This is a genomic window from Paenibacillus melissococcoides, assembly GCA_944800085.1.
Taxonomy (GTDB): domain Bacteria; phylum Bacillota; class Bacilli; order Paenibacillales; family Paenibacillaceae; genus Paenibacillus_B; species Paenibacillus_B melissococcoides.
In genome coordinates this window covers 1-23217 of the sequence record CALYLO010000021.1, presented here as the reverse complement: position 1 = coordinate 23217, position 23217 = coordinate 1, and the positions used below count along the sequence as shown (strand labels likewise).

33 protein-coding genes are annotated in these 23217 nt (G+C 50.1%); 32 read left to right on the top strand and 1 reads right to left on the bottom strand.

Annotated features, from left to right (window positions below; genetic code table 11):
* The first annotated feature begins 17 nt into the window (after positions 1-17).
* The 23 genes from OCY70_RS35615 to OCY70_RS35505 all read left to right on the top strand — a co-directional run bounded on the left by OCY70_RS35615 (position 18) and on the right by OCY70_RS35505 (position 14447).
* Positions 18-206: a hypothetical protein gene (locus OCY70_RS35615; protein WP_213431369.1), complete on the top strand. Its 189-nt coding sequence runs from the start codon at positions 18-20 to the stop codon at positions 204-206.
* Between the two features lie 23 nt (positions 207-229).
* Positions 230-664 (top strand): hypothetical protein, encoded by a 435-nt coding sequence (locus OCY70_RS35610; protein WP_261945204.1) that lies wholly within the window; start codon positions 230-232, stop codon positions 662-664.
* Positions 664-852, top strand: a complete 189-nt coding sequence (locus tag OCY70_RS35605) for a hypothetical protein (protein WP_261948947.1) — start codon at positions 664-666, stop codon at positions 850-852. The genes OCY70_RS35610 and OCY70_RS35605 overlap by 1 nt, the downstream gene beginning before the upstream one ends.
* 67 nt (positions 853-919) lie before the next feature.
* Complete coding sequence (locus OCY70_RS35600) at positions 920-1657, top strand: peptidoglycan recognition protein family protein (protein ID WP_261945203.1); 738 nt, start codon at positions 920-922, stop codon at positions 1655-1657.
* A gap of 42 nt (positions 1658-1699) precedes the next feature.
* Positions 1700-2026 (top strand): Mor transcription activator family protein, encoded by a 327-nt coding sequence (locus OCY70_RS35595; protein WP_261945202.1) that lies wholly within the window; start codon positions 1700-1702, stop codon positions 2024-2026.
* A 112-nt stretch (positions 2027-2138) separates the two neighbouring features.
* Positions 2139-2567 carry a guanylate kinase gene (locus OCY70_RS35590; protein WP_306433995.1) on the top strand — a complete coding sequence of 143 codons (429 nt, stop codon included), beginning with the start codon at positions 2139-2141 and terminating at the stop codon, positions 2565-2567.
* Positions 2567-2830 carry a hypothetical protein gene (locus OCY70_RS35585; protein ID WP_213431481.1) on the top strand — a complete coding sequence of 88 codons (264 nt, stop codon included), beginning with the start codon at positions 2567-2569 and terminating at the stop codon, positions 2828-2830. Before OCY70_RS35590 ends, OCY70_RS35585 begins: the two co-directional genes overlap by 1 nt.
* Entirely contained in the window at positions 2831-3148 is a 318-nt protein-coding gene (locus OCY70_RS35580; RefSeq protein WP_213431480.1) for a hypothetical protein, read from the top strand.
* A complete protein-coding gene (locus OCY70_RS35575; protein ID WP_261945201.1) occupies positions 3148-3708 on the top strand; it encodes a DUF3486 family protein in 561 nt (186 codons plus the stop codon). The genes OCY70_RS35580 and OCY70_RS35575 overlap by 1 nt, the downstream gene beginning before the upstream one ends.
* Positions 3701-5464 carry a phage terminase large subunit gene (gene terL, locus OCY70_RS35570; protein ID WP_261945200.1) on the top strand — a complete coding sequence of 588 codons (1764 nt, stop codon included), beginning with the start codon at positions 3701-3703 and terminating at the stop codon, positions 5462-5464. The genes OCY70_RS35575 and terL overlap by 8 nt, the downstream gene beginning before the upstream one ends.
* Before the next feature lie 11 nt (positions 5465-5475).
* Positions 5476-7041 carry a DUF935 domain-containing protein gene (locus OCY70_RS35565; RefSeq protein ID WP_213431335.1) on the top strand — a complete coding sequence of 522 codons (1566 nt, stop codon included), beginning with the start codon at positions 5476-5478 and terminating at the stop codon, positions 7039-7041.
* A complete protein-coding gene (locus OCY70_RS35560; RefSeq protein WP_261948979.1) occupies positions 7025-7762 on the top strand; it encodes a phage head morphogenesis protein in 738 nt (245 codons plus the stop codon). The genes OCY70_RS35565 and OCY70_RS35560 overlap by 17 nt, the downstream gene beginning before the upstream one ends.
* Positions 7763-7881: 119 nt before the next feature.
* Positions 7882-8913 (top strand): phage protease, encoded by a 1032-nt coding sequence (locus OCY70_RS35555; RefSeq protein ID WP_261948978.1) that lies wholly within the window; start codon positions 7882-7884, stop codon positions 8911-8913.
* A 29-nt stretch (positions 8914-8942) separates the two neighbouring features.
* Positions 8943-9344 carry a hypothetical protein gene (locus OCY70_RS35550; protein WP_213430840.1) on the top strand — a complete coding sequence of 134 codons (402 nt, stop codon included), beginning with the start codon at positions 8943-8945 and terminating at the stop codon, positions 9342-9344.
* Positions 9345-9373: 29 nt separating this feature from the next.
* Positions 9374-10303 carry a Mu-like prophage major head subunit gpT family protein gene (locus OCY70_RS35545; protein WP_213430841.1) on the top strand — a complete coding sequence of 310 codons (930 nt, stop codon included), beginning with the start codon at positions 9374-9376 and terminating at the stop codon, positions 10301-10303.
* Positions 10304-10324: 21 nt separating this feature from the next.
* A complete protein-coding gene (locus tag OCY70_RS35540; protein WP_213430842.1) occupies positions 10325-10771 on the top strand; it encodes a gp436 family protein in 447 nt (148 codons plus the stop codon).
* Positions 10772-10813: 42 nt separating this feature from the next.
* On the top strand, positions 10814-11101 hold the full coding sequence (locus OCY70_RS35535; protein WP_261948977.1) for a phage virion morphogenesis protein: 288 nt from the start codon (positions 10814-10816) through the stop codon (positions 11099-11101).
* A 551-nt stretch (positions 11102-11652) separates the two neighbouring features.
* On the top strand, positions 11653-11787 hold the full coding sequence (locus OCY70_RS35530) for a hypothetical protein (RefSeq protein ID WP_261948976.1): 135 nt from the start codon (positions 11653-11655) through the stop codon (positions 11785-11787).
* Positions 11771-11989: a hypothetical protein gene (locus tag OCY70_RS35525; protein ID WP_213430845.1), complete on the top strand. Its 219-nt coding sequence runs from the start codon at positions 11771-11773 to the stop codon at positions 11987-11989. The genes OCY70_RS35530 and OCY70_RS35525 overlap by 17 nt, the downstream gene beginning before the upstream one ends.
* On the top strand, positions 11982-13397 hold the full coding sequence (locus OCY70_RS35520; RefSeq protein ID WP_213430846.1) for a DUF2586 domain-containing protein: 1416 nt from the start codon (positions 11982-11984) through the stop codon (positions 13395-13397). The genes OCY70_RS35525 and OCY70_RS35520 overlap by 8 nt, the downstream gene beginning before the upstream one ends.
* Positions 13398-13400: 3 nt before the next feature.
* Positions 13401-13835, top strand: a complete 435-nt coding sequence (locus OCY70_RS35515; RefSeq protein WP_213430847.1) for a hypothetical protein — start codon at positions 13401-13403, stop codon at positions 13833-13835.
* Positions 13836-13881: 46 nt separating this feature from the next.
* Entirely contained in the window at positions 13882-14238 is a 357-nt protein-coding gene (locus OCY70_RS35510) for a DUF6848 family protein (RefSeq protein WP_213430848.1), read from the top strand.
* A 44-nt stretch (positions 14239-14282) separates the two neighbouring features.
* Positions 14283-14447, top strand: coding sequence for a hypothetical protein (locus OCY70_RS35505; protein WP_213430856.1), 165 nt, complete (start codon positions 14283-14285; stop codon positions 14445-14447).
* Between the two features lie 12 nt (positions 14448-14459).
* Here the strand turns inward: OCY70_RS35505 and OCY70_RS35500 are convergent, their stop codons facing one another.
* Positions 14460-14699 carry a hypothetical protein gene (locus OCY70_RS35500; protein WP_213430849.1) on the bottom strand — a complete coding sequence of 80 codons (240 nt, stop codon included), beginning with the start codon at positions 14697-14699 and terminating at the stop codon, positions 14460-14462.
* Positions 14700-14778: 79 nt separating this feature from the next.
* Here OCY70_RS35500 and OCY70_RS35495 point away from each other — a divergent pair, with 79 nt between their 5' ends.
* Genes OCY70_RS35495 through OCY70_RS35455 form a run of 9 tightly spaced genes read left to right on the top strand, consistent with a single transcriptional unit; the run spans position 14779 to position 22655 of the window.
* Entirely contained in the window at positions 14779-17154 is a 2376-nt protein-coding gene (locus tag OCY70_RS35495) for a phage tail tape measure protein (RefSeq protein ID WP_213430850.1), read from the top strand.
* Positions 17151-17765 (top strand): transcriptional regulator, encoded by a 615-nt coding sequence (locus tag OCY70_RS35490; protein WP_213430851.1) that lies wholly within the window; start codon positions 17151-17153, stop codon positions 17763-17765. The genes OCY70_RS35495 and OCY70_RS35490 overlap by 4 nt, the downstream gene beginning before the upstream one ends.
* A gap of 11 nt (positions 17766-17776) precedes the next feature.
* Positions 17777-18550 (top strand): serine/arginine repetitive matrix protein 2, encoded by a 774-nt coding sequence (locus OCY70_RS35485; RefSeq protein WP_261948975.1) that lies wholly within the window; start codon positions 17777-17779, stop codon positions 18548-18550.
* Positions 18544-18834 carry a hypothetical protein gene (locus OCY70_RS35480; protein ID WP_213430852.1) on the top strand — a complete coding sequence of 97 codons (291 nt, stop codon included), beginning with the start codon at positions 18544-18546 and terminating at the stop codon, positions 18832-18834. Before OCY70_RS35485 ends, OCY70_RS35480 begins: the two co-directional genes overlap by 7 nt.
* Complete coding sequence (locus tag OCY70_RS35475) at positions 18834-19247, top strand: DUF2634 domain-containing protein (protein ID WP_213430853.1); 414 nt, start codon at positions 18834-18836, stop codon at positions 19245-19247. Before OCY70_RS35480 ends, OCY70_RS35475 begins: the two co-directional genes overlap by 1 nt.
* Positions 19240-19536 carry a hypothetical protein gene (locus OCY70_RS35470; protein ID WP_261948974.1) on the top strand — a complete coding sequence of 99 codons (297 nt, stop codon included), beginning with the start codon at positions 19240-19242 and terminating at the stop codon, positions 19534-19536. Before OCY70_RS35475 ends, OCY70_RS35470 begins: the two co-directional genes overlap by 8 nt.
* Positions 19537-19538: 2 nt before the next feature.
* Positions 19539-21056, top strand: coding sequence for a baseplate J/gp47 family protein (locus OCY70_RS35465; RefSeq protein ID WP_261948973.1), 1518 nt, complete (start codon positions 19539-19541; stop codon positions 21054-21056).
* Positions 21053-21373, top strand: a complete 321-nt coding sequence (locus tag OCY70_RS35460; protein ID WP_213431381.1) for a hypothetical protein — start codon at positions 21053-21055, stop codon at positions 21371-21373. The genes OCY70_RS35465 and OCY70_RS35460 overlap by 4 nt, the downstream gene beginning before the upstream one ends.
* Positions 21363-22655 (top strand): phage tail protein, encoded by a 1293-nt coding sequence (locus OCY70_RS35455; protein WP_213431382.1) that lies wholly within the window; start codon positions 21363-21365, stop codon positions 22653-22655. Before OCY70_RS35460 ends, OCY70_RS35455 begins: the two co-directional genes overlap by 11 nt.
* Positions 22656-23217: the final 562 nt, after the last annotated feature.

Here is a 23217-nt window from a genome sequence, read left to right as displayed (position 1 = left end):
TGTAGGAGGCCTGTACAATGACCGAATACGACTATAAGAAAATAACGACTTACACACTGACGCCGCAGCAACTTGAAGCGGAGCGTAAACGGCTCGATGCGCTGAAGCCCAGGGCCAGGGATTACAAAGGAAAAACGGCTATCCTTGCCCCACAACTGGGCCATAACGGTAAATACCTGCGAAAAGGCGGCGAATGGTACTGCTAAAAATTTTAATGGGAGGAATGACCGTGCAGCAGCCTAAAAAGTTTGAGTGGACAAATCGTCTCGCTTGTGTGGAAGCCTTGGCCCTAGAATGTGCCGAGGGCACAAAATTTGATTATGCGCTTCGCGTTGTCCGGCTTCGTGACTATAGTTTATATGCATCAAAAATCACGAACAAACAACTGGCAGCCCTCAAACGGGATGTTATGATACGGGTCAAAGAAATCAACATTATGCGAGATTCGGCAAATGTTGGCGACATTGTGCGCGTTCCAAAACTTGTGCCCAATCGATTCGGCGGGTACCAGCGGGACGGACGGAAGCTCGTGGAGGCCGAAGTAATTGAGAAGCATCGCCTGTCTTCAACCTTGCGTTATCGCGTTCGCCGACTACTCGATAACGAAATCCAGATCGGGAACGGCCACATGATTAAATCGATTGTGCAACGGGCGGTAAACTGATGGCAAGAAAGCCCGTCCAGAAGCCGAGCCTTGTCGCCGTACCGCCCGATCCGGATCGATGTTTTGTACTTTTCTCGACCGCTGCCCTGACGGCCAGATCAGCAGCGGTCAGCCTGGAGAGCCTTCTCCACCAATTACAAAAACAACCGGGGGAGCGTCCCGTCTCGTCTATCAACTTGGATAAATAGTCCGGAAAAATGGAGATTCGCTTCAATCCATTATCAAAATAGTTGGCAAAGGAAGGGAGAGTTAAACGTGATTTATCGTCAAGATCATATCCCGAAAAATACAATGAAGAATCGTCGCCCTGGTTACCCGATGAATGCGACCACCATCACTATTCATAACACAGGTAATTCTGGGAGCAGCGCCAAGAACGAACGTGGTTGGCTGACGAATCCAGACAATGATCGAACGGCATCCTACCATATTGTGGTGGACGAGCACGAAGCTATAGAATGTATCCCACTCGTTGAGAATGCATGGCATGCTGGTGATGGCAGCAACGCTGCAAGCGGCAATCGTACATCTATCGCAATTGAAATATGCGAATCTGGGAACTATCAGCAAACATTACGGAATGCTGCTGAACTTGTCGCTAAGATGCTCCTTGAAAGGGGCTGGGGAGTTGAACGGCTGCGACGTCATTACGATTGGAGCGGAAAAATATGTCCCAGATTGATGTATGACAATGGCAAGTGGACTGGATGGCATCAGTTTAAAGAACTTGTGAACTCATATCTGACAAGAAAGGATGAACAAGGAATGAACAAAGAAGAAAAAGAAGCCTTTGACAAATTGCTCAAGACCGTAGAGAAGCAGAATAAGAGGCTGAAGGAGCTGGAGGAGAAACGCAACATCGAGCCTCCGTCATGGGCCAAAGAGGCGGCAGCCTATTACGCGAATGAACTGAAAACGAAAACCGGGAGTTATGATTTCTGGCGTATGCTGACCATTCAGTATCGTAAGGAGGCCGCAACGAGCAGAAATTGATTTTTTCAGCTCCTGCTATAATATGAGGAGGTGATCCGCCGGATGGAATGGCTCGATGAGCTTACGCCAGATATGCTGCCCATGCCATACCGTAAGTATGCTGAATGGATAGGATTAGATAACCTAATTACGCTGGCCAGCAAGGCCGGAGGGGACCATGTGTACATCCCCACATTGGATTTCTTCTTCCGCCGGGTACGTGACAGGCGGATCATTCAAGAGTATGATGGATATAACCATCGAGAGATCGCACAGAAGTATGAACTGAGTGAACGTAGAGTGAGAGAAATTTGTGATGGCATCCTTCCAGTTACTCCACGGAGGGATGAAAACCAGCTCCAACTTTTCGATGATGACGAGCTAAAATGAGGGGCGAAAAATCGGGGAATCCCTTCCAGACATGCAAGAAAACACTTGGTAATCTACCAGTAGAGGCTTATGCCCTACTGGTTTTTTTATTGCCTAAAAAGGAGGCTCTTACATGATGCAAGATGCAATTAACGAGATGTTATTGAATGTGGCGCTGGCGGGCCTGACTCTACTGTCTTCATTTGCGATTTACTACATACGCCGGGCTAGCGCCAAGCTGTCGGCAGAGACGGCGAAAATTGATGCGGATGCGCAACGTGCGCTGGTTCAGGCAGCTATTGAACGATTGGATGATGTTGCGACCAAGACCGTCCACCAAATTGAACAGACCGTCGCCAGTCATTTACGGGAGTCTGTCAAGGAAGGATGGTCACCCAGAGAAGAATTAATGGAACTTGCCCCTCAAGCGTATTCGGAAATTGTCCGCCAGCTCAAGCCCGAATACATGCGGGCCCTACATGACACCCTGGGCGACGCAGAGGGGTACATCATGAGCACGATTGAATCCAAGGTGCTGGAGCTCAAGGAGCGTGCTGGCTAGTGGAGTGGAATTGGATCATACAGACGGCGACGATGCTAGGCATCGGAGCAATTGGTTACTTTTTAAAAACGACGATGGCAGAACTCAAAACGCAAATCAATAAAAACGCTCAAGATGTGGATGAATTGAAAAAAGAATTGGATGACTTACGTTCCGATCTCCCGTTCATCTACACGACCCGGGAGGATTTCATTAGAACGATGAACAACGTCGACAAGAAGCTCGACAAAATACACGATAGCATGCTGGGAGGACAGAGGTAGATGGATGAACAAACCTATCACGGTGTGCAACACAATAAAGCGGTTCGGGGCTATATCATGCGCTCGCTGGCAAAAGGACATAACAATTCGCTCTTATGCAGGCAATTGGTCAATGTCATGGTCAACGATGGCGTAATCATCAGCCCAGATATCTCCAAGCATCTGGATTACTTATTTAAGAAGGGCTACATCGAATATTCGAATGAGCGTGTGAATTCGTACAATGCTTATGCCAATGATGCCGTAATCCGGCTAACGGTGAAGGGCATCGATTTACTGGAGGGCTCAACTCCGGATGATCCGGGAGTCGCCATCTAATGAGCGGCAAACGAAGAAACCGCACGCGCTCTAAAGTTGACGACCTGCCTTTGCATATCAAGGATCAGGTCGACGCGATGCTTCTTGATACACGGTACACCTACTGGGAGATATCAGAGTATCTGGAGGAACAGGGATTCGAGGTATCCAAGAGCTCCATCGGTCGCTATGCGCTCCGAGTTGGGAACGCGACGCAGCGGCTTATGGAGGCGCAAGAACAGACAAAGGCGCTAGTCGAGATGATCCGGAAAAATCCGGACGTCGATTACACCGAAGGCGGCCTACAAATTATGGCCGGAGAGCTGACGAAGAAGATGGCGCAAGCACAGGAAGAATGGGATTACATGCCGCTGGATAAGGCGGCCCGCGTTATGGTCGCGCTCTCCAGGACGAAGGTCTATAAAGACCGCGTCCGACAAGACATGCAGAAGAAGATCGAGCTGGCATTTCAGGGGATGGAGGCGGAACTCATGGCAGCCATCAAGGCCGATCCTCAACTTGCCGGAGAGCTGAAGGCGGTACTGCAAAAAGCGAAGGAAAAGATGATGGCCGATGATTAACCTGGACGACTACCTCCGGCAACTGGAGGATGAGGCAGAAAAAGAAGAACTGCTCAGCCTGGAGTATCAGAAGCAGCTCTTTGAAAAGTATGTGATTCGCAACGAACAGCAACGCGAATACCGGGAACGTCTGCTGAAGGACTACCGAAGTGGCGCGGAACTGATAGGCCCGGATGGCTTGCGCAAAAAGCTAGGAGCCATTGACCTGGGGTATTTCGGCAGGGCTTATCTGCCCCACTACTTCGTCAGGGAATCGCCGCAATTTCACGAAGAGCTGGACAGTATATGGACTCAAGGAGTCATGAAGGGCCTGAACCCTTTGTCGGATGGGAAGAAGATATCAAGGGCGAAAGGCTGCCGCCGTGCTACAGCCGCCTCACGTGGGCATGCGAAGTCGACAAACTTCACCTTTAAGGACACTTTGCACTCGGTAGTATATGAGTACAAACATTACCCGATCATCCTCTCTGATAGTTCCGACCAGGCAGAAGGATTCCTCACGGATATTAAAACCGAGTTAGAGGATAACCCGGCCATCATTGAGGACTTCGGGAGCCTCAAGGGTAGAGTCTGGAAAGGCAGCGTCCTTGTGACCTCGACAGATATCAAGGTTGAGGCCATTGGCAGCGGCAAGAAGATTCGGGGCCGCCGTCATCGCAACTGGCGTCCTGACTTGATTGTCCTGGACGACATCGAGAATGACGAAAATGTTTACACGCCGGAGCAACGCAAGAAACTGGAAAGCTGGTTCTACAAGGCGGTTAGTAAAGCAGGCGATACATACACCGACATCGTCTATATCGGAACGATCCTGCATTACGATTCTCTGCTTTCCAAGGTGTTGAAGAACCCTGAATATCATTCTGTAAAGTATCGGGGGGTTATCAGCTTCGCAACGAATCAAGAGCTCTGGGACGCTTGGGAAGCAATCTATACCGACCTGGAAAACGTGAATCGGCAAGAAGATGCGCGGGCCTTCTACGAAGACAACAAGGCCGACATGCTCGAAGGCACAGAAGTCTTGTGGGAAGAAAAGCTCTCCTACTACGACTTGATGGTAATCAAGATTTCTGAAGGGGAAGCATCGTTCAATTCCGAGATTCAAAACGATCCGATTGACCCGGATTCCTGCACATTCAATGAAGAATGGTTCGACTTCTGGGATGACGATCCAAGCATCGATTTCAAAGACTCTAGATTCGTGTTCGTGGCGGCGAATGACCCATCGTTAGGAAAAAACAAGAAGAGCGATACCAGCTCCATCATTGCCATCGCCAAGGATACCAAGAGCGGCTATATGTACGTGGTGGAGGCATCCATCGAGCGGCGCGTACCGGATGTCATCATCGACGACGCCATAGAGATGTCCAAGCGATTCCGGCGCGACTATAAGCGGCCATTCCGCAAATTTGGCGTCGAGACGGTTCAGTTCCAGCATTTCTTCAAGGATGTCCTGGCACAGAAAAGTGCGGAGGCTGGCGAATACCTGCCAATTGAGGAGATCCAAAGTCTCCAGCGTAAGGAGCTGCGGATCGAGTCGCTTCAGCCTTTCGTGAAGAACGGATATCTGAAGTTCAGCAGGCGGCATAAAACATTGCTTCAACAAATGCGCGAATACCCGATGGGTAAAAATGACGATGGCCCGGATGGATTGGAAATGGCTGTCCGGCTTGCACTGGGCATCAAAACAAGCAACAAGACGGATTACAAGTCCGTCATCAGCCGGGCGATGAAATTCCGGCGAGGCGGTTATTAGGCGGTGAATCTATGTCGAAGAAAAACAAGCATAAAAACAAAACGGTAAGCCCCCGCCGCCCGGAGCTGAACGAGATTGCAGTCGCCCCGGTATGGGATAAATACTCCACGTACCCATCGAACGGCTTGACTCCGGTGCGACTGGCGCAAATCTTTCGTGAGGCAGACGCGGGCGACGTGCTGCGACAGATGGAGCTCTTCGAGGAGATGGAAGAGAAAGATCCGCATCTATTTTCACAGCTCCAGACACGCAAGAACGCGGTCACAGGTCTGGACTTCGAAGTCATCCCGTTTTCGGATGACGAGTGGGATAAACAGATAGCCGAGTTTGTGAAAGAGCAGATCGACGGGCTGGAGAACTTCGAGGACATCATGATGGATCTGCTTGATGCTATCGGCAAGGGTATCTCCGTATCTGAAATTATTTGGGGCTATAACGATGGGTTTACCGTGGTCGCGGATATCAAGTGGAGGCATCCCAAGCGTCTTCTGTGGGACGATCAGGATACCCTGAAAGTGGTCACTCGCGATCATCCGTCCGGTATACCGCTGCCTGAAAACAAGTTCGTGATCCATCGATACAAGGCCCGGTCAGGGCACCCATCACGAGCAGGCGTCTTGCGCGTGGTCGCCTGGATGTATCTGTTCAAAAACTACGACCTGAAGGATTGGGTCAGCTTTTGCGAAGTGTTCGGGATGCCCCTACGGTTGGGCAAATATGACCCATCCGCTTCGGATGAAGACAAGGCTGCTCTCATGCGTGCTCTCGTTCAGATAGGAACAGATGCAGCGGGCATTATTCCGGACGGAACAGAGATTGAATTCAAAGAGGCTTCGAAGACCACATCAATTAACGTGTATGAGTCGCTCGCCAGGTACTGCGATGAACAGATATCGAAGGCGGTGCTCGGCCAGACGCTGACAAGTGATTCCGGGGGCGGCAGCTTCGCACAGTCCAAAACCCATAACGAAGTTCGCCACGACTTAACGGTCGCGGATTGCAAGGCCCTGGCTGCCACATTGCGCCGGGATCTGATACGGCCACTCGTCTATTTCAATTTCGGGGAGTCCCGGCGTATCCCCCATCTGCGATTCGACTGTGAAGAAGCCGGAGACCTGAAAGAAACAGCAGAGATTTACGGGAAGCTGATTGATATGGGATTGAAAATCCCGACATCGCATTTATACAAAAAATTTTCCGTCCCGAAGCCGGAGAACGGCGAGGAGATAGCTGATCCGCTATCACAGGCGGCGCCAATGCCTTTCAAAGACACAATTCTGGTAGCTAACGCTAACAAGGCGAATCGGCCTGGAGCTACCCAGGGAAGCGTGGATCAATTAGCCGACGCAGCTATACAGAATTGCAAGGGTATATTCGGCAAAATCTTTACTCCTGTGCTCAAAATAATTGACACAGCGAACAGCCTAGAAGAAGTCAAGGCCAAGCTCGAAGATGATAGATTCGCTGAAGACCTATATAAACGGATGGATATCGAAGACCTGGACGAGCTGCTGCACAAGGCTATGTTTTACGCTGACCTGATGGGGAGAGTCGAAGAGCATGCGAGAATGGATTGAGCTCCTTGCCACGCCTGGATTCGTCTTTGAAGAGGCGGTTTCCTTCTTTGGCGATAAGCTGCCGATAAAGCAAAGCGAATTCTACCAACTGGCTGAGGAATATCGGGCGCAGGCGTTCACGATATCCGGATACAGCAAGATTCAAATTCTGCGGAAGTTCCATGAAGAGTTGCTGAAGGCCATTGAGGAAGGAACGACCCTGGAGAAATTTCGTGACCAGATGAATGACTGGTTGGAACGCCGTGGTTATGAGGGCATCACGAATTTTCAGGCGGACAATATCTTCCGGACGAATGTTCAGACGGCCTATCAGGTGGGGCACTGGAAGCAGATGACGGCACCGGAGACGTTACGCCTCCGCCCGTACTGGCAATATGACGCTGTCCAGGACAAGAGAACCCGGCCGTCTCATCTAGCGATGCATGGCAGGGTATTCCGGGCCGATGACCCGATATGGAATACCTGGTATCCCCCGAATGGGTTCCGCTGCCGCTGTACCGTCCGGACACTCTCCGAGCGGCAAGTTCGGGAGCGTGGTCTCAAGGTGGAAACAGAACCGCCAGTGTCTGCTCAAGTAAAGGGCCAGCATGTGAACATATTGCCCGATCCTAGCTTCTCGACCAATCCGGCCAAACATGCGTTCAATCCAGACGTGAGCAGCTACCCAAAGAGCTTGAAAAAAGCCTTTGAGAACAGAGAAAAACGCAAGTCAAAGGAATAAGGCCTGGAACGCCCTCTAAGGCGTTTGTGAATTTGGATGACCGAATCATGCTGATGATTTATATACCCGCGTTATAACGCGTTATAACGGCGTTGCAGTCGACATGAATCGGCGAGGAGGTGATCACGCTGAAAAAATGGATTGTATGTTCAGGTACGGTAACCGAAGTTCAAGGCGTGCCGACCGTAATTAAGCTGCTGCCGCTTGGGCATGTGAAGTCCCAGAAAGGAAACTTTGTAGTCGATGAAGAGTCCTTTCGGGCGATGAAGGAAACGTTCCACCGCCGGGCGCTTGATATCGTCATCGACTATGAGCATCAGACGCTGGAGGATGTGCAGGCCCCCGCTGGCGGTTGGATTAAGGAACTCATCATCCAGGATAATGCCATCGCTGGCAAGGTGGAATGGACACCCAAGGCGGAAGAGTACCTGAAGAACAAGGAATACCGCTACCTGTCCCCGGTTGTGCTGGTGCGCAAATCGGATCACAAGGCCGTTGTGCTGCACTCGGTTGCGCTGACAAATACACCCGCAATTGATGGAATGTTCCCGATTATCAATTCGCTTGACATTACCCAATACGAGGGAGGAAATAACATGGATTTTTTGAAACAACTTGCCGCCCTGCTTGGTCTGGGCGAAGAAGCTACCGAAGAGCAAGTCCTGCAAAAGCTTCAGGCGTTACAAGCTAATTCGACGGAAGAGAAGGAAAAAGAAAAGAAAGACGACGAAGAAGAAATCGTCGCCAACAAAACGATTATGACGCTGCTCGGCGTTGCGGAAGATGCGAAAACGGAAGACGTAGCAGCGGCCATTATGGCATTGAAAAATCCTTCCGGCTTCGTGCCTGTTTCGGAGTTCCATGCTCTGAAGGCGCGACTGGATAAAAAGGATTCGGATGAGCTCGTGATGACGGCCCTGAAGGATGGCAAGATTTCCGCCGCTCAAAAGGCTTGGGCGGAAGAATACGCACTCAAAGACCCGCAAGGCTTTAAAAAGTTTGTTGAAAAGGCCCCGCAAGTGGTTCCGGTCGGTGAACTTGAAATCGAGGACGGAAAGGCGCAGTCGAAGGGGATTGATGAGATGAGCCTGAAGGTCTGTAAAATGCTTGACATTTCGGATGAAGACCTGGAGAAGTACGGCGGAAAATAAAAGACATAATTGGGAGGAGGAAAGGCCTTATGGCACTGTCACAAGGACGCAATACAACGGAGTTCGCCGACGGAAGAACGCTTGTCATTCCGGTCAAAGGTGGAGTCAAGATTTTTGATGGCTCATTCGTCGCTATCGACGCGAACGGCTTGGCCGTTCCGGGGGCAAAAGCAACCAATTTGATCGCAGCCGGGCGAGCTGAGGAGTATATAGACAATTCGTTAGGTGCTGACGGGGATGCAACCATTCGTGTCCGACGCGGCGTGTTCAAGTGGAACAATGCAGCTACCGGAGCAGTGACAGCTAAGGATATGCTGAAAAGTTGCTATTTCGTTGATGACGAGACCGTCACGGCCACGGCTACAGGCTCCAGTGTGGCTGGTAAGGTCATAGGCATTGACGGCAGCTACGTTGTTGTTGAAACGTTATAAGCTGAACAATTCATAGAGGAGGAAATGGAATGATAGTTAATCAGCAGGCTCTGCGCGGTATCTATACCGCATTCAATATCTTGTATACGAAGGCATTCGAAGAGACGAAAACACAGTGGGAACAAGTAGCCACGAAGGTTCCATCCACGACGGGCGAGGAAAATTACAAATGGCTTGGAAAGATGCCACGTATGCGGGAATGGGTCGGTGATCGTGAAATCCAAAACCTGCAAGCATCCGATTATACCATCAAAAACAAAGACTATGAACTGACGGTCGGTGTGGATCGCAATGATATCGAGGATGACACTATTGGTCTGTATAACCCTATTGTACAGGATATGGGCCAAAGCGCAGCAGCTCATCCGGATGAATTGGTATTTGGTTTGCTGCTCAAAGGGTTCAAAGAAAAGTGTTACGATAAACAGCCGTTTTTCTCGGATAAGCACAAAATCGGAGAGAAAGTCTTCAGCAACAAAGGGACTAAAAAGCTCTCCGTCCGCTCATATGCTGCTGCAAGAAGCGCCATGATGTCCCTTGTTGATGATGGTGGCAAGAGTTTGAAGCTTGTGCCTAATCTGCTTGTGGTCTCTCCGGCCAATGAAGAAATGGGACGCAAGATTCTTTATGCAGATCAAATTGATGGAACGACTAATACATTTAAAAGCACGGCGGAGCTGCTTGTCGTGCCAGACTTGGCCGAGAGCCCAGATGCTTGGTTTTTGCTCTGCACGACAAAGCCGCTGAAGCCGCTCATCTACCAGGAGCGCAAGGCGGCTAGGTTTGTCGCCATGGATCGGGATACGGATGAGAATGTCTTCATGCGTAAGCAATTCCTCTATGGCGTAGACGGCCGCTCGAATGCCGGTTATGGATTCTGGCAAATGGCATACGGAAGTACAGGCGAAGAGGACGAAGTAAATCCGGAGCCGCCAAAGGAAGAGCTGTCTCAAGATTGAACGCCATAAGAGGTGAATCGAATGTACTGTACCACGGAAGAAGTCCGAGGGATGATTAAGGATGACGCGCTGAACGCGCTAATCGGAGACCGCTACATCGAGGACGAGGAGCAACGCGAGGAGCTGATCGCCCCCATCATCGAAGAGGCCATTGCCGACGCATCCGGAGAAATCGACGGGTATCTCGTAAAGAGGTATTCCGTCCCCCTCTCTCGGGTGCCGAAGGTAATCAACAAGTATGCTAAGGACATCGCGGTATACAACCTGTTCAGCCGCATCGGCATCGACGAGGGCGAGAAGGAAAAGAACTATCTGAATCGATATAACGCGGCTATACGGTTCCTAGAGAACGTGGCAAAAGGGATTATCGATATCGGCGTCAGCGACGGTTCAAGCAAAGCGGCCACGGCCTTTTCCGCACAGAGTAGCCCACGCCTGTTTTCGCGAGCCAGCATGCGGGGGCTGTGAGATATGTATAGTATACGGCTTGAAGGCGATGTCCGGCGGCTCATGAAGCGGCTGCGGAAACTCCAAGAGGTAGACATTCGAAGAACTGGTCTGGTTCTGGCGGAAGCGCTACGAACATCAACCCTGGAACGGTTTAAGGAACAAAAGGGCCCAGACGGCAAGGCCTGGAGTACCTCCATCCGGGCATCACAAGAAAATGGCTCCACCCTGACAGATAGTGCTCGCCTGAAGAATTCCATTAAATCAACGGCAGATGGTTCAGGTTTGCAGTCGGAACGAATGTACTATATGCCCGAACTCACCAATTTGGGGAAAAGGGCCGCTCTGTAACCATCCGGGCAAAGACGCGCAGAGGTCTGATTTTTAAAATCGACGGCCGCTGGATCCGCAAGCGCCAGGTCAAAGTCATATCAAGATTCCGGCACGTCATACCTCGGTATATCGAGGAGGACATGCTCGACATCAAGGGCACGCTGGAAGATGCCCTAGCGGAGGAATAAGCATGATATCGAACATGTAAAGAGTACCTTGTCCAAAAGCTAAAGGCCGCTGGAATCAAAAGCAAGGTATGCACAAGCATGAAAGAGCTAGAGGGTACAGAGAAAGTCAGGTCGGCGCGGTAATCCCGGATCGGGACACATTCTCACGAGCCTACAGCAAGAAGCTCTATCGCGACGAAAACATGGCAAAAGCATAAACGGCGTAAATGTTCGAGCGCGAAACACATTTGTTGTCGTAATAGCGAACGTACAGCCACGGAGAAGGCTGACCGCCATATTCGAAGCCTTCCTGGCATTGCTCGACCCAGGCATTTTGATTGACGGCAACTATACCGCGCTTGAAGTCGAGGAAGCGACTGGGTAGACAAGGAAGACAGCATTTTGCAAGCAAAAAATCGCAGTGCAATTGAAGGTGGACTTATCCGAGGCGGCGTCTACAAAGATACGGACTTCGCCAAGGTCAATTACCATGTACGTAGCATCGAGAAGGAGGATGGATATGGCGAGCAAGGATAGTAAGGACGGGGGTTCCCCGGAACTTGTCCCCGTCGAAGAGTTGCGGGAACGGTGCGCTACTCCGGATGCAGTTTATCACGGTGTTGCTGCCGCTGAAAGCTGGAAGCCTGGCAAGCAAGTGACAATGGCTGCCTACAGCAAGGCCGTGGATAGATTCCTGTCCGGCCCCATCAGCGGAAAGAAGGTGATAGAAAATGCTTAGAGATGTAACGACGACCATCACCGACGGCGGACTCGGCATCCGCACGAACCTAGGTGAAGGAGTCCATGTCAAAATCGGTGTAGCTGCCGCACCGTCCGCCTCCCCTGTCGTCATAAGCGGGAATATGAACGACAAGAAAATCAAGGAATTGCTTGGTCATAGCCCGCTGGCCGATGCCGTCATGGACAGTATAGAGAATGGGGCTGGCAAAATCTATTGCTTCCCGGTCTCCCCTGCCGTTCCCGGCACGGTGGGGCAAGTACAGAAGGACGGAAGCGGCACAGGAAGCGCGACGGTCACCGGAAACCCATCCAATGCCGTCAAGGTTACGATGCAAGTGACGGAGAGCGGCGGGCTGAATGAGGCAGCCATTCGGTATGAGGTTGACGGCTTGTTCGAGCAGGAGGTCACTCTCCCCCTCAGTGGCGTACTGGACATACCGGGTACTGGCCTGAAATTTGCATTTTCGGAAGCAGAGCAAGACAAGGCGAAATCCTTCCTGGTCGGCGACACCTATACCGTATCGACGACCGCGCCGCAAATGAGTAATCAGGATGTTTTAGCAGCGATGGACAAGCTGCGGAACGTCAGCTTCTCCTTCGAATTTGTGCATATTGTGGGCGAATCGGCCAAACCACTATGGACGGCGGTCTCGGAGCAGATTGTGAAGCTGCGCGATACGTACAAGAAGCCGCTCTTTGCCATTTGTGAGGCTCCGCAGTGGGAGATGGATGAATCTATTGACGCATTCGTCCAGCGACTTATTGAAGCTCGCAAGGGCCTTTCCAACTATGACCTGCAAATCGTATCCGCCTGGTCAAAATATCGGAAGATGGACGGCCGGACAAAGGTGGTCAACAATGCAGGGATTGTCTGCGGGCTGTATGCTCTGGCGAAGCCACAGCAGTCTATCGGCGAGACGAAGAGCTTCAGCATTCCAGAAACGAAGATGTTGGAGCTGCTGCCAGAAGGTATTGAAGACTATGTCGGCCTGCTGGATGAAGAGAAGTACCTGACATTCCGGAGATATGAAGGGCTGGATGGTTTTTATGTTACGAATGCCAAGATGATGGCCCCGGATGGATCGGATTATCGGTACGCCGAAGATGTGCGCATCAAGAACAAGATCATACGTGAGACTCGTCGGGAAGCTCTCCTCCACCTTCAGAGCGAGGTCGATATGACCGATGTTTCGGGCAGCTTGGAGACGATAGCGAAGTTCATTGAGACGCCGCTCGATGAGATGGTTCGCGCCAAGGAGATTTCTTCAGGCCGGATTATCGTCCCGTCAGACCAGGACATTCTGGTATCGGAACAACTGGATGTCATCATCCGCTATGTGCCGATTGGGCATATTCGGGAGATTCAGATCGACATTGGAATGGAAAATCCGTTCGGGAGGGAATAACCAATGGCAATTATCAATGGAAAGGTATACGACTGGGGAGATATCACCATCTCCATACCGGGCCTCTCCCTGGAAGTGCAAGAAATATCCTACGATGATGAACTGGAAAAGGAAGTCGCTTACGGCAAAGGGCAACGGCCACGAGGATACGGCGAAGGAAATTATAAATCAGAGGGCAAGCTGAGCCTGCTGCGGGATGACTATGACGACATTGTCCAGTACTGCAAGAGTAAAAATCTTGGGCTGTACCGCCTTGTGATCCCGAAAATCGTCGTCAGCTACGCCGACGGCGGCGGGCGGACACGGACGGACGTCCTGAATACGGTCACTTTCACAAAGGCGTCACACAAGAATGCCCAGGGAGACAAGTCACTGAAGGTTGACCTTGACTTTATCATCGTCAATGGCATTGACAGAGACGGAGTCAAGCCTATCTGATTGCATTATTTATCAAAATAGATGACAAAATTCGGAGGTATCTATAATGACCAAAGAAACTGAGATCGCCGTACTCGAACCAACTCCAATCGAAGTATATAAGGCTCGATATGGCAAGGTGTACCGTTTATTAGCAACGATTGAGCAAGACGATTCTTCTAATCTTGAAATCGAATATTATTTCCGTAAGCCGAAGACGGCCAGCTATGACCGCTATGTGAAGACAGCATCTCAAAGTCCGACGAAAGCTCTGCGTGCGTTCGTCATGGACAATGTCGTCGATGAACAGGCCGCACAGTTGGAGGCGCACCTCGAAGAATACCCAGCTTTTGCTTTATCACTTGGGGAGAAGCTTCTCACCATGTTAGGCCTGAGCAAGGACGTAAATTTAAAGCTACTTTAGATAGCTGTCTCCAGGAGGTAAAAACCAATTTTATAGAGTCCGGCATGCTGGAAATCTATCGGTTTTTGCCTCCTGCTGTTCTAAAGGGGAAAGAAGTCGGAGACATGGACATGGATGAGTTTATTCGGGCCTTGGCTCAAGCTAGAGTCATCCAGGAGCTTGAAGAGAACATCCTAGCGAGGGCAATTACAAAAGTCTTCGGGGAGTAAAAAGGCCATCCCCTAAAAGGATGGCTTCTCTCTTCGAATCCAGCTTCGATATAGGATGGTAGCGTGCTTGACGGTCTTTCGAATCCCCTCTTTTTTCTTATCCTGGTGGCGGCCCATTGTTTGCTCGTTCCCGACCCATAGGCAATACGGAATGACATATATGGTGAGCGGTACAAAGATGAGGATGGATATCACTGCACCCGCACAGATGGCGAATACAAGCAGTTTAAACGCAAATGCAATACCAACCATTTGGAGTTCCTCCTCTTCACTATATGTATAAGACAAATATACCACCAATATCAGGAAAATGGAACGGGGTGATAATGTTGTGAGTCTGGATTCTATTTTTAGGCTTTCAGTCATCGTAGGAATGATTGACCAGTTATCCGGCCCAATGTCACGTATTAACGCAACAGTGGACGGGTCAGTAAGCAAGATTGATAGATTGAACCAAAGCTTCGGCAGTATGACGAAAACTGGTCTGTTGATGGCCGGAGTCGGGATGCAAATATCGGACTCGGTGCTGAAGCCAGTAGAGGCCACATTCGACACGCGCCGGGCTCTTGGGGAGCTGGCATCTCTGGGAACGGAGAACTTGGGGCTCTTGGAGCAGGCTGCGAGAGACTTTTCCGATCAGTGGGCTGGCACAACAAAATCAGACTTTTTGACGGCAGCGTACTCAATCAAATCCGGGATTGCATCTCTGACGGATGAAGGCGTTGCGGAATATACTCGTTTGGCTGGCCTGACGGGTAAAGCGACTAAGGCCTCCGTTGAAGAGATGACATCGTTGTTTGCTACAGGGTACGGGATCTATAAGGATTACTACAAGGACATGTCGGACATTGAATTTGCTGAAGCTTTCTCGGCGGGCATATCCGATTCCATCCGGATATTCAAGACATCCGGTTCTGGAATGTCTCAAGCGATTCAGACGCTCGGGGCAGCTGCAACATCGGCGAATGTACCGCTCGAAGAACAGCTCGCCATTGTGGGTATGCTACAAGCTACGATGTCCGGGTCTGAGGCGGGAACAAAATATAAAGCGTTCTTCCGCTCAGCAGCGAAGGCGGGTGAAGAGCTTGGATTGAAGTTTACAGATACGAATAACCAACTGCTATCGATGCCTGAGATCCTTTCTCTTCTCCGTGGCAAGTTCGGAGAGACGATGGATGCAGCGGAGAAGATGCAGCTACAAAAAGCATTCGGTACAGATGAAGCCGTAGCCTTGATTGACCTGCTCTATAACAAAACGGGTGAACTACAAGATAACATTTTGCTTCTTTATGACTCTATGGGGCAAGGGGCAGATATCGCTACTAAGATGGCGGGCGCAATAAATGAAACAGAAGGCGAAAAATATACCCGGCTAACTCAGCGAGTTCGTAATCTTACTGAGGAGATCGGGAAACAGCTCCTCCCTACCTATAATCAGATAATTGAACAAGGAGAGAGAGTATTACAGAGTGTCGGAGAATGGATTGCTGAGAATCAGGAGCTTGTCAAAGTTCTCGCCATTGTCCTATTGACCATCGGAGGTCTTTTGACCGGACTGGGCACGCTTATCGGTGTATTTGGTGCTGTAGGCATGGTTATTACCAAGACAAGCGGCATCGTTCGCGGCTTTCGGACAGCGTTAAGAGCAATACCAAGCATGCTCACGACGATCAGGATTATGGCCCTCTATGCCGGGGACGGTATCAGGGCCGGATTCAAAGGTATTGGAACGGTTACGAAGGGAGCCGTGACCGGAATAAAGAATGTGGCAGTTGGTATGGCGCACATGGCACGTCAGGCGATAATGACCGCCGTCAGAGCAATGCCCGGTCTGATTGCTTCGGTATGGTCATTTACGGCTGCACTACTTGCCAACCCGATTACGTGGGTCGTGGTCGGTATTATGGCCTTGATAGCTGCTCTCGTACTGTTATGGCAAAACTGGGATGCCGTCGTGAGTTTCCTTTCGAGCTTATGGGATGGCTTCGTGAACGGCATCGTCGCGGGTTTCGATTGGATTCGCAATTTGTTCAATGGGATGCCGGGTTGGCTTCAGGTCGCAATCGCTGCATTTTTCCCATTCATCGGAATTCCGATGCTGATCATCAATAATTGGAGCAGCATTAAGAGCTTTTTCTCGAATCTCTGGAGCGGCATTACGGATGTATTCCAAAAAAGTGTTCAGTGGTGTAAAGACTTCATTACTGGCACATTGAGCTGGTTCCGAGAGTCCGGTTCTAAAGTCATTACGACTTTCACGGACGGGATCAAGAGCGTCATTAACGCACCAGTCAATATGGTGAAATCAGGACTAGCAAAGGTCAGGGAGCTTCTTCCCTTCTCCGATGCACATGAAGGCCCGCTATCCGAGCTGACGTTATCAGGCCGTCGAGTATTCGAGACGATTGGCACAGGGATGGAACAGAGCGAAAACGTTCCGGCAGAAATGACGGAGCGTGCCTTTGCCAAAATGGATCTTTCGCGTGATGACGTGAAGAAAATCAACCTACGCGAGACGATCATGAACCGTTCCGAGAGCAATACCACCACAAAGGAAACCGACAGAGGCATGAACATCGAAAGATTGGAGTTGTCGGTCGACCTAAGCAGCCTGAAGGACTTGCCTGCCCTGTTCAAACTGCTTGAAGAAATCCGAGACTATACCAACAGCAACGGCATGACCCCATCAACGGGAGGTAGAGCATGATCTATGTCGATGAAAGTACAGTAAAGGTCGGCAAGGTTGTCCTCCCTGGCCTGTTCAAGAGCCTTGAAATTAAAGAGGATGCTCGCGTGGAGGAACAGGAAATCGAGGGCAAGGCGGCGCGGCCGAAGCAGGCCACGGGATATGAGGACGCCAAGGTAACGCTTGAGCTTATTTTGGAGGATGGCCCGAAGCTCACGAAACTGCAAAAACTGGCTGTCATTCAGAAGCTATTCCGGAAGCCGGGTCAAGCAAGGCCAGTCATGCACACCATTGTAAACGAGCACACCGCTGCCCGTGGTATCTCGAAGGTTATCTTTAAAAATCTGGTGACCAAAGAACAGAGCAAGAATTCCGCGATGACCGTCAGCATTGAGTTCTGGCAATACGGGACAGTTAAAATTGTGGCAAGCAAGAAATCCAGCAAGAAAAAGAATGAAAAGAGCAGCAGCGCATCGAGCGGTTCGGGTTCGGGAATCAATCTGAATGCCAATTATCAAAACTACCTGGATACAGGTTCCCGGGGAACCGCACCTAAATTAAGCAAGACAGCCGCGACGGATATCCCGCCGCCTGTCTCGACGAATCAAAAGCTCGCTGCTCTGCCGTTCTAGGAGGACGAATGATGGATCTGGAGATGGAGCTCTTCTATCCCGAGATACGTGTCACCATTGAGGAATATGAACTCCAAGAAGGAATAGAAATCGAAGTGTATTCTTCGGCTGACTCATACTTTGATTGGGCAAAGGTCAGATTTACGGAGCAATTCCAGGATAAGCTTTCGATTAGTCGGAAGGCTCCGGCCAGTATCGAGCTCGGCTATGATGGAGAGTTCCATGACGTATTCGAGGGGTATGTGGTCAGTCCATATTCTTCTGCCAACCAAAATGAAATCATCCTGAAGGATGGAATGATACTGCTGGAAGAGACGATAGTATCGAACACCTTTTTGGATGTGACTCCCCAGGAGATGCTGAACTACTTGCTCGGCAAAGCAGGGATATCAAATTCGGTGCTCTCTCCCAAGATGTTCCCGAAGAAAGCCCGGCTTCCTATTCTTCAGAAGACTGCACTTGCAGTCATTGAGGATATCCGTTCCATTTGGAAAGCACAGATGCCCTTTTTCTTCTCGGGTAATGTCTTCTACTGGGGAGAGCAGCCGGAACAGCCTCTCATATACGAGTTTGTCTATGCCGAGAATATCATCTCACTGGAGCGTTCAGGCGGTGCATGGGAACTCGAAACCGTGTCCGTCCCTTTTGTTAGGCATTCGCATGTTATTCGGGTACAACATCCGAAGGTATCGGCGAGTTCGCTGTCAAAAAGGTTGTATTTCTACATCGGCAACGGGATTTATCCGAACTCGAATTTACTTTTAAGGAGGGCGGTATCTTGTTAGAGGACATGATTCAAGCGGTCATTGATAAGCGGATCAAAGAGCAATATCCTCATGTGCAGCTCGCCGCCGGAATGCTCGCCGAAGTGACCAGGGTTAGCGAGGGGACGGATATCCACGAATATAACCTGAAGATGCTAAACGAAGCTCGCACGGTTGATGAGCGGTTTCCGGAGATCCCGAATGTCAAGTCTGACAAGAAATTCGATCTAGGTGATATTGTGGCCGTGCTTCTTCTCTACGGACAAGTGGATGCCCATATCATTGGCAAGGCGGCGGTGGAGTAATGGCAGGCCTTCACGATTCAGACATCCGTCTGGATGCCAACTGGCAGCCAGCGGCAGCCGCAAACGGCGAGGCCTTGCTCGTCACTGACTATGATTGTTTATTCCAAGATATCCGATTGGAAGCGTTGACCCAGGAAGGCGAGCTTTTCTATGACGAGTCCTGGGGGTGGTCATTGCTGGAGTTTATCCAGTCGCAGGATGATGAGCTCACGAGGCTGGAAATCGAGCAACGCGTGAAGGAAAAGCTGGAGCGCCGGATCGAGATTGACGCGGACACAATTCAGGTCATTACAGCGTTCAGGGGGGATGCCATTACCGTTCATGCTTCCTTCAGGTTTCGAGGCGACGAACGCTTGTATGAGCTTGATGTCGACCTGGACAGAGTGAAAGTTGAGGTGGTACTCGTTGATTGATGATAAGGTGTTGGATCAACTGCTCCCCATCCCCGACCGGGAAGAGACAAAAAACAAGCTGCGGGAAGAGCTTGAACAAGAAGGCTTCGTCATAACGAATCTATTCACGGGCGGCGTATTCTATACGCTGATGATGATTGCCATTCAAGTACGGATTGACTTGGTTCTTCTTTTGCGAAAGGTGTTGAACAACCAGTTTGTTGCGCATGCCGAATCCGGTTGGTTGGAGCTGAAAGCAGCGGACTTCTCCAAGCGGAGAAAACAGCCCGAAAAACACGGGGATTCGTGACGTTGAAGCGCAAGGCGGCAGGAAAAGCAGTCAAGATTGCCAAAGGAGACGTTTTCCGGACGGAACCGGATATGCTCGGCGAGGAACTCCGGTTCATCGCCCTGGAAAATAGCACAATGCCAGCGGATGCCCTATCCCATCGTGTGGCAGTAGAGGCCGAAAAGGCAGGATCAACATACAACGTTCCGCCCGGTCAAATCCGGCGGTCATTGACCCACATCGAGAGCATAGACGAGATTACAAATGATGTAGATTGGATTACCCGTGAAGGCAGCGACCTCGAAGATATAGAGAGCCTACGGGCACGAACATTGAATTCCTGGGCGGAGCTCTCCACGTTGCCGATAGCTGCCAAGTACAAAAACGTATGCGAAGCTATCCCCGGCGTGCTATATGTACGCGTCGATGACCTTCACCCTCGCGGCCAGGGCACGATTGACATCATTGTCACGGGAACGGCGGGCACACCATCAGAAGGCCTCCTTCAAAAAGTCCGAGAGGAGGCCGAGAAGATAAAAGGCCCGGACGACAACCTCCTGGTTAAGGCATCGGATACGGTGACACAGGACATTGATATAACCATTTGGATAGCATCGGATGCATCCGATGCAGGCATAGAAGAGCGCGCCAAGGCCATTCTGACAGAGCTCCTCCGAATCAAAAAAGGTCGCAGCCTGAATGAATTGAATCATTCAGACATCATTTTCGCGATTCGGAAGGAACTCGACGTCAGGAACGTAAAGGTCAATAATCCGCCGCAAGACGTTGTCTTGGACAACTCCAAGGTGATTGTTCTCGGTGAGGTCACCGTTAGGCTGATGAGGGGTAACTACATGTTTCAAAAATTCAGTGATTACATGTTTTATCTCCTATATGGCCCATTAAAAAAAATTGCCAAGAAGGATAATCAGTTCTATATCTTTCTCAAGGTAATTGGCAAATTGTTTGACCAGACGAAGGAAGACATCTTCCGCGTCCGCGAGGAATCGATGATCATCTCTGCAAGCGAGACGATGCTACTCGAACACGGTCGGGATCGGGACATGCCACGATTAAAGGGCGAAGACGTTGAGGCGTATCGTTTACGGTTGATGATGAAGAACCTTATAGCGGAACAAGCCGGAACCAAGGAAGGCATACTTACCGCGCTTCGGGCGCTTGGATATGAGCATTCATATATCGAGCCCTATTATATCCATGACCCGGAGCGTTGGGCCGAATTTATTGTCTACCTGGGCAGCTCGGCACCGAGCGGAATTAATGACATCGCCGTCATTGATGCAGAAGTGATGAAGGTAAAGCCAGCTCGTTCAAAGCCTAGTTACGGCATCGAAGAAGGGGCCGGATCGACTGTAGTGATACAATCTACCTTCAGCTTCGGCTCTGTAGGGCTGCCGCTCTGTAATACCATCAAATGCGGGACGTGGCCGACAGGGGTTGGTTACTTGATCCATACTCCTCCCTGCAACACAATCAAATGTGGCACATGGCCACCTGCTAACGAGGTGACGACGTCGTGAAGACTTTTACAGAAATCGGACTTCAAAAGCAATTACAAAGATTCGCCGATTCTCTCTCTCATGCAGCATATCAAAACTCAGGCGAGACGAAACGGATTGACTTCATGAAGCTTACTGCCGAGGGAGATACAGTTCGAGTGTACATCTATTTCGATGACAGTGTCGCGGGTCAAATTGGAAACGTTGAATTGATAGACCATGACGGCGATATTGTTGCCCGGGCTGAAAGAGAATTCATCAAGCCAGCGAGTAAGGGCTTGTATGTAGCATTCAAATATAGATTGATTGAAATGGAGGTCGAGGGGCTTGGCATATAACCGCACCGAATGGCGTGACCATATCGTTGCACCGACTGGCGAAGTCATCCAGGAAGGCACGCCGATATCAGCCCGAAACCTAAATAACATTGAGGAAGGGATATACCAGCTCAGCCAGCGGATTGATGATGTGAAGGTTCCGGCTGCTTCCCTGACCCAGGCGGGCATCACCCAGCTATCAAATGCAACGGACAGCACCGACGAGACGAAGGCAGCCACGCCGAAGGCCGTAAACGAGGCGATGCAAGCAGCTGTCAATGCACAAGGAGCCATCGAAGCTCATACTGAGGATCAAGTCCGGCATATTACGGCTGCCGAGCGGACGGCTTGGAATGCAAAGGAAACGACTGAAGGGGCACAGGCAAAAGCAAACCAAGCTGAATCGAACGCCAAAAGCGCAAGTCTGCCGCGCTCGGGTGGCACTATCACGGGCGGGCTCACTGTTAACGGTGCACTGACCGTCCAATCGCGCAATATCATAACGGAGCTCGATTCGGTAAAGCAATCTGTCGTTGATGGGAAAGGGAAAGTCGCGGGGGTCATCAACGACAAAGGTGGCGGGCCAGTCTCCGCGAATAGTACGTTTGACCAATTGGCTGCTGCAATTAGTGGTATTCCACAAGCGAAGGGCAACCTCGCCCTAACAAGCACGTTCTTTGACATGCTGGGAAACTATGTTGGGAAAGGCATGTTTATCAACAAGGATAATAATTTTGTACTAGTCAAAGAAACAACATCAGGTTCCCCGGTAAAATACCAATCGGAGCTACATGAGGTGTCGCCAAACGGAACTGTTGTGAGGGCAGTACATCTGGGCGCTCCACGGGAGTTTGCGGCGAGTAGTTTGGTGGTAGGCGATAATGTTGTACTTATCGTGTTGAGTGGCTCTTCAAAAACATATGAACTGTATGACCATGCGGGAAAACTCATATCAAAAAACAATGTGGATTCTTCTGCTCCCGACTACGAAGTAATCGCAGTCACTCGTGACGGCTCTAACACGTTCATTGTTGATAGAGGTTATAGAGATAGAGACCCTGTAAGAATTTTAAACCATGCAGCAGTACCTTATTTCACAATGCCTTCCGGAAGTGTCAGCGCCGAGGAAGCTGTTTTTTTAAGCAAGACAAAACTGTATGTAGCACGACAAAGTTATTCGCCGATAGCTCGCAAGCATACTATTATTACGAGAAACAACCTGTCCTTTAGTTACGAAATGACAGACAAAAGCACATCAGACTCAGGCGTTATTCAATTTCTTGGAGCACACGCATATCGATAAGGAGGATTAACATGATGGATTAAAATTAACAAATGTTATAGGGCCGAGAGGCGGTAACTATGATTACAAGGGTTTGGACACGAACAAGTTTGTCCCGGGCACACTGGTATATCCTTCAGAATCATATGACTTTTATGTCATAACAGAGCAGTCAAGGGAAGAAATCCCGGAACACGAGGACATCCATCTTATTACGGAAGAAGAGTACGAGGCAGCTTATGAAGCAGAACGCAATAGACCACGTGAGCCCGGCCCGATTGAAAGCTACAGGCGGAGAACGAAGAGCTTCGGAGGCAGCTTGACGCGTTGCAGTTGGCTGTGATGGGTATGATGGACGAAGGGGGTAATGCATAATGAAGAGCCTATTTTTCGCATTTCTTATGGACTGCTGGCGAAAAGGTTTTGCTGATGAAGATAAGCTTCAGTCGTATGTTCCTAAGTACATTTCGGCTGAAGAATGTCAAGAAATCATTGAGACGAAAGGGTGAGAACCTCACTTCTATAACGGCGCAATTTTGCCAAATATCTTGATAAACATTGCCAAAAAAAATGCGCCGCTACA

What these genes read in the sequence shown, in the direction of transcription:
- OCY70_RS35615 (WP_213431369.1), top strand. Translation starts at nt 18, where the DNA reads ATGACCGAATACGACTATAAGAAAATAACGACTTACACACTGACGCCG.
- OCY70_RS35550 (WP_213430840.1), top strand. Translation starts at nt 8,943, where the DNA reads ATGGCACTGTCACAAGGACGCAATACAACGGAGTTCGCCGACGGAAGA.
- OCY70_RS35525 (WP_213430845.1), top strand. Translation starts at nt 11,771, where the DNA reads ATGGCGAGCAAGGATAGTAAGGACGGGGGTTCCCCGGAACTTGTCCCC.
- OCY70_RS35515 (WP_213430847.1), top strand. Translation starts at nt 13,401, where the DNA reads ATGGCAATTATCAATGGAAAGGTATACGACTGGGGAGATATCACCATC.
- OCY70_RS35520 (WP_213430846.1), top strand. Translation starts at nt 11,982, where the DNA reads ATGCTTAGAGATGTAACGACGACCATCACCGACGGCGGACTCGGCATC.
- OCY70_RS35490 (WP_213430851.1), top strand. Translation starts at nt 17,151, where the DNA reads ATGATCTATGTCGATGAAAGTACAGTAAAGGTCGGCAAGGTTGTCCTC.
- OCY70_RS35560 (WP_261948979.1), top strand. Translation starts at nt 7,025, where the DNA reads ATGCGAGAATGGATTGAGCTCCTTGCCACGCCTGGATTCGTCTTTGAA.
- OCY70_RS35590 (WP_306433995.1), top strand. Translation starts at nt 2,139, where the DNA reads ATGATGCAAGATGCAATTAACGAGATGTTATTGAATGTGGCGCTGGCG.
- OCY70_RS35485 (WP_261948975.1), top strand. Translation starts at nt 17,777, where the DNA reads ATGGATCTGGAGATGGAGCTCTTCTATCCCGAGATACGTGTCACCATT.
- OCY70_RS35545 (WP_213430841.1), top strand. Translation starts at nt 9,374, where the DNA reads ATGATAGTTAATCAGCAGGCTCTGCGCGGTATCTATACCGCATTCAAT.
- OCY70_RS35510 (WP_213430848.1), top strand. Translation starts at nt 13,882, where the DNA reads ATGACCAAAGAAACTGAGATCGCCGTACTCGAACCAACTCCAATCGAA.
- OCY70_RS35505 (WP_213430856.1), top strand. Translation starts at nt 14,283, where the DNA reads ATGCTGGAAATCTATCGGTTTTTGCCTCCTGCTGTTCTAAAGGGGAAA.
- OCY70_RS35595 (WP_261945202.1), top strand. Translation starts at nt 1,700, where the DNA reads ATGGAATGGCTCGATGAGCTTACGCCAGATATGCTGCCCATGCCATAC.
- OCY70_RS35565 (WP_213431335.1), top strand. Translation starts at nt 5,476, where the DNA reads ATGTCGAAGAAAAACAAGCATAAAAACAAAACGGTAAGCCCCCGCCGC.
- OCY70_RS35575 (WP_261945201.1), top strand. Translation starts at nt 3,148, where the DNA reads ATGAGCGGCAAACGAAGAAACCGCACGCGCTCTAAAGTTGACGACCTG.
- OCY70_RS35540 (WP_213430842.1), top strand. Translation starts at nt 10,325, where the DNA reads ATGTACTGTACCACGGAAGAAGTCCGAGGGATGATTAAGGATGACGCG.
- terL (WP_261945200.1), top strand. Translation starts at nt 3,701, where the DNA reads ATGATTAACCTGGACGACTACCTCCGGCAACTGGAGGATGAGGCAGAA.
- OCY70_RS35535 (WP_261948977.1), top strand. Translation starts at nt 10,814, where the DNA reads ATGAAGCGGCTGCGGAAACTCCAAGAGGTAGACATTCGAAGAACTGGT.
- OCY70_RS35605 (WP_261948947.1), top strand. Translation starts at nt 664, where the DNA reads ATGGCAAGAAAGCCCGTCCAGAAGCCGAGCCTTGTCGCCGTACCGCCC.
- OCY70_RS35500 (WP_213430849.1), bottom strand. Translation starts at nt 14,699, where the DNA reads ATGGTTGGTATTGCATTTGCGTTTAAACTGCTTGTATTCGCCATCTGT.
- OCY70_RS35475 (WP_213430853.1), top strand. Translation starts at nt 18,834, where the DNA reads ATGGCAGGCCTTCACGATTCAGACATCCGTCTGGATGCCAACTGGCAG.
- OCY70_RS35580 (WP_213431480.1), top strand. Translation starts at nt 2,831, where the DNA reads ATGGATGAACAAACCTATCACGGTGTGCAACACAATAAAGCGGTTCGG.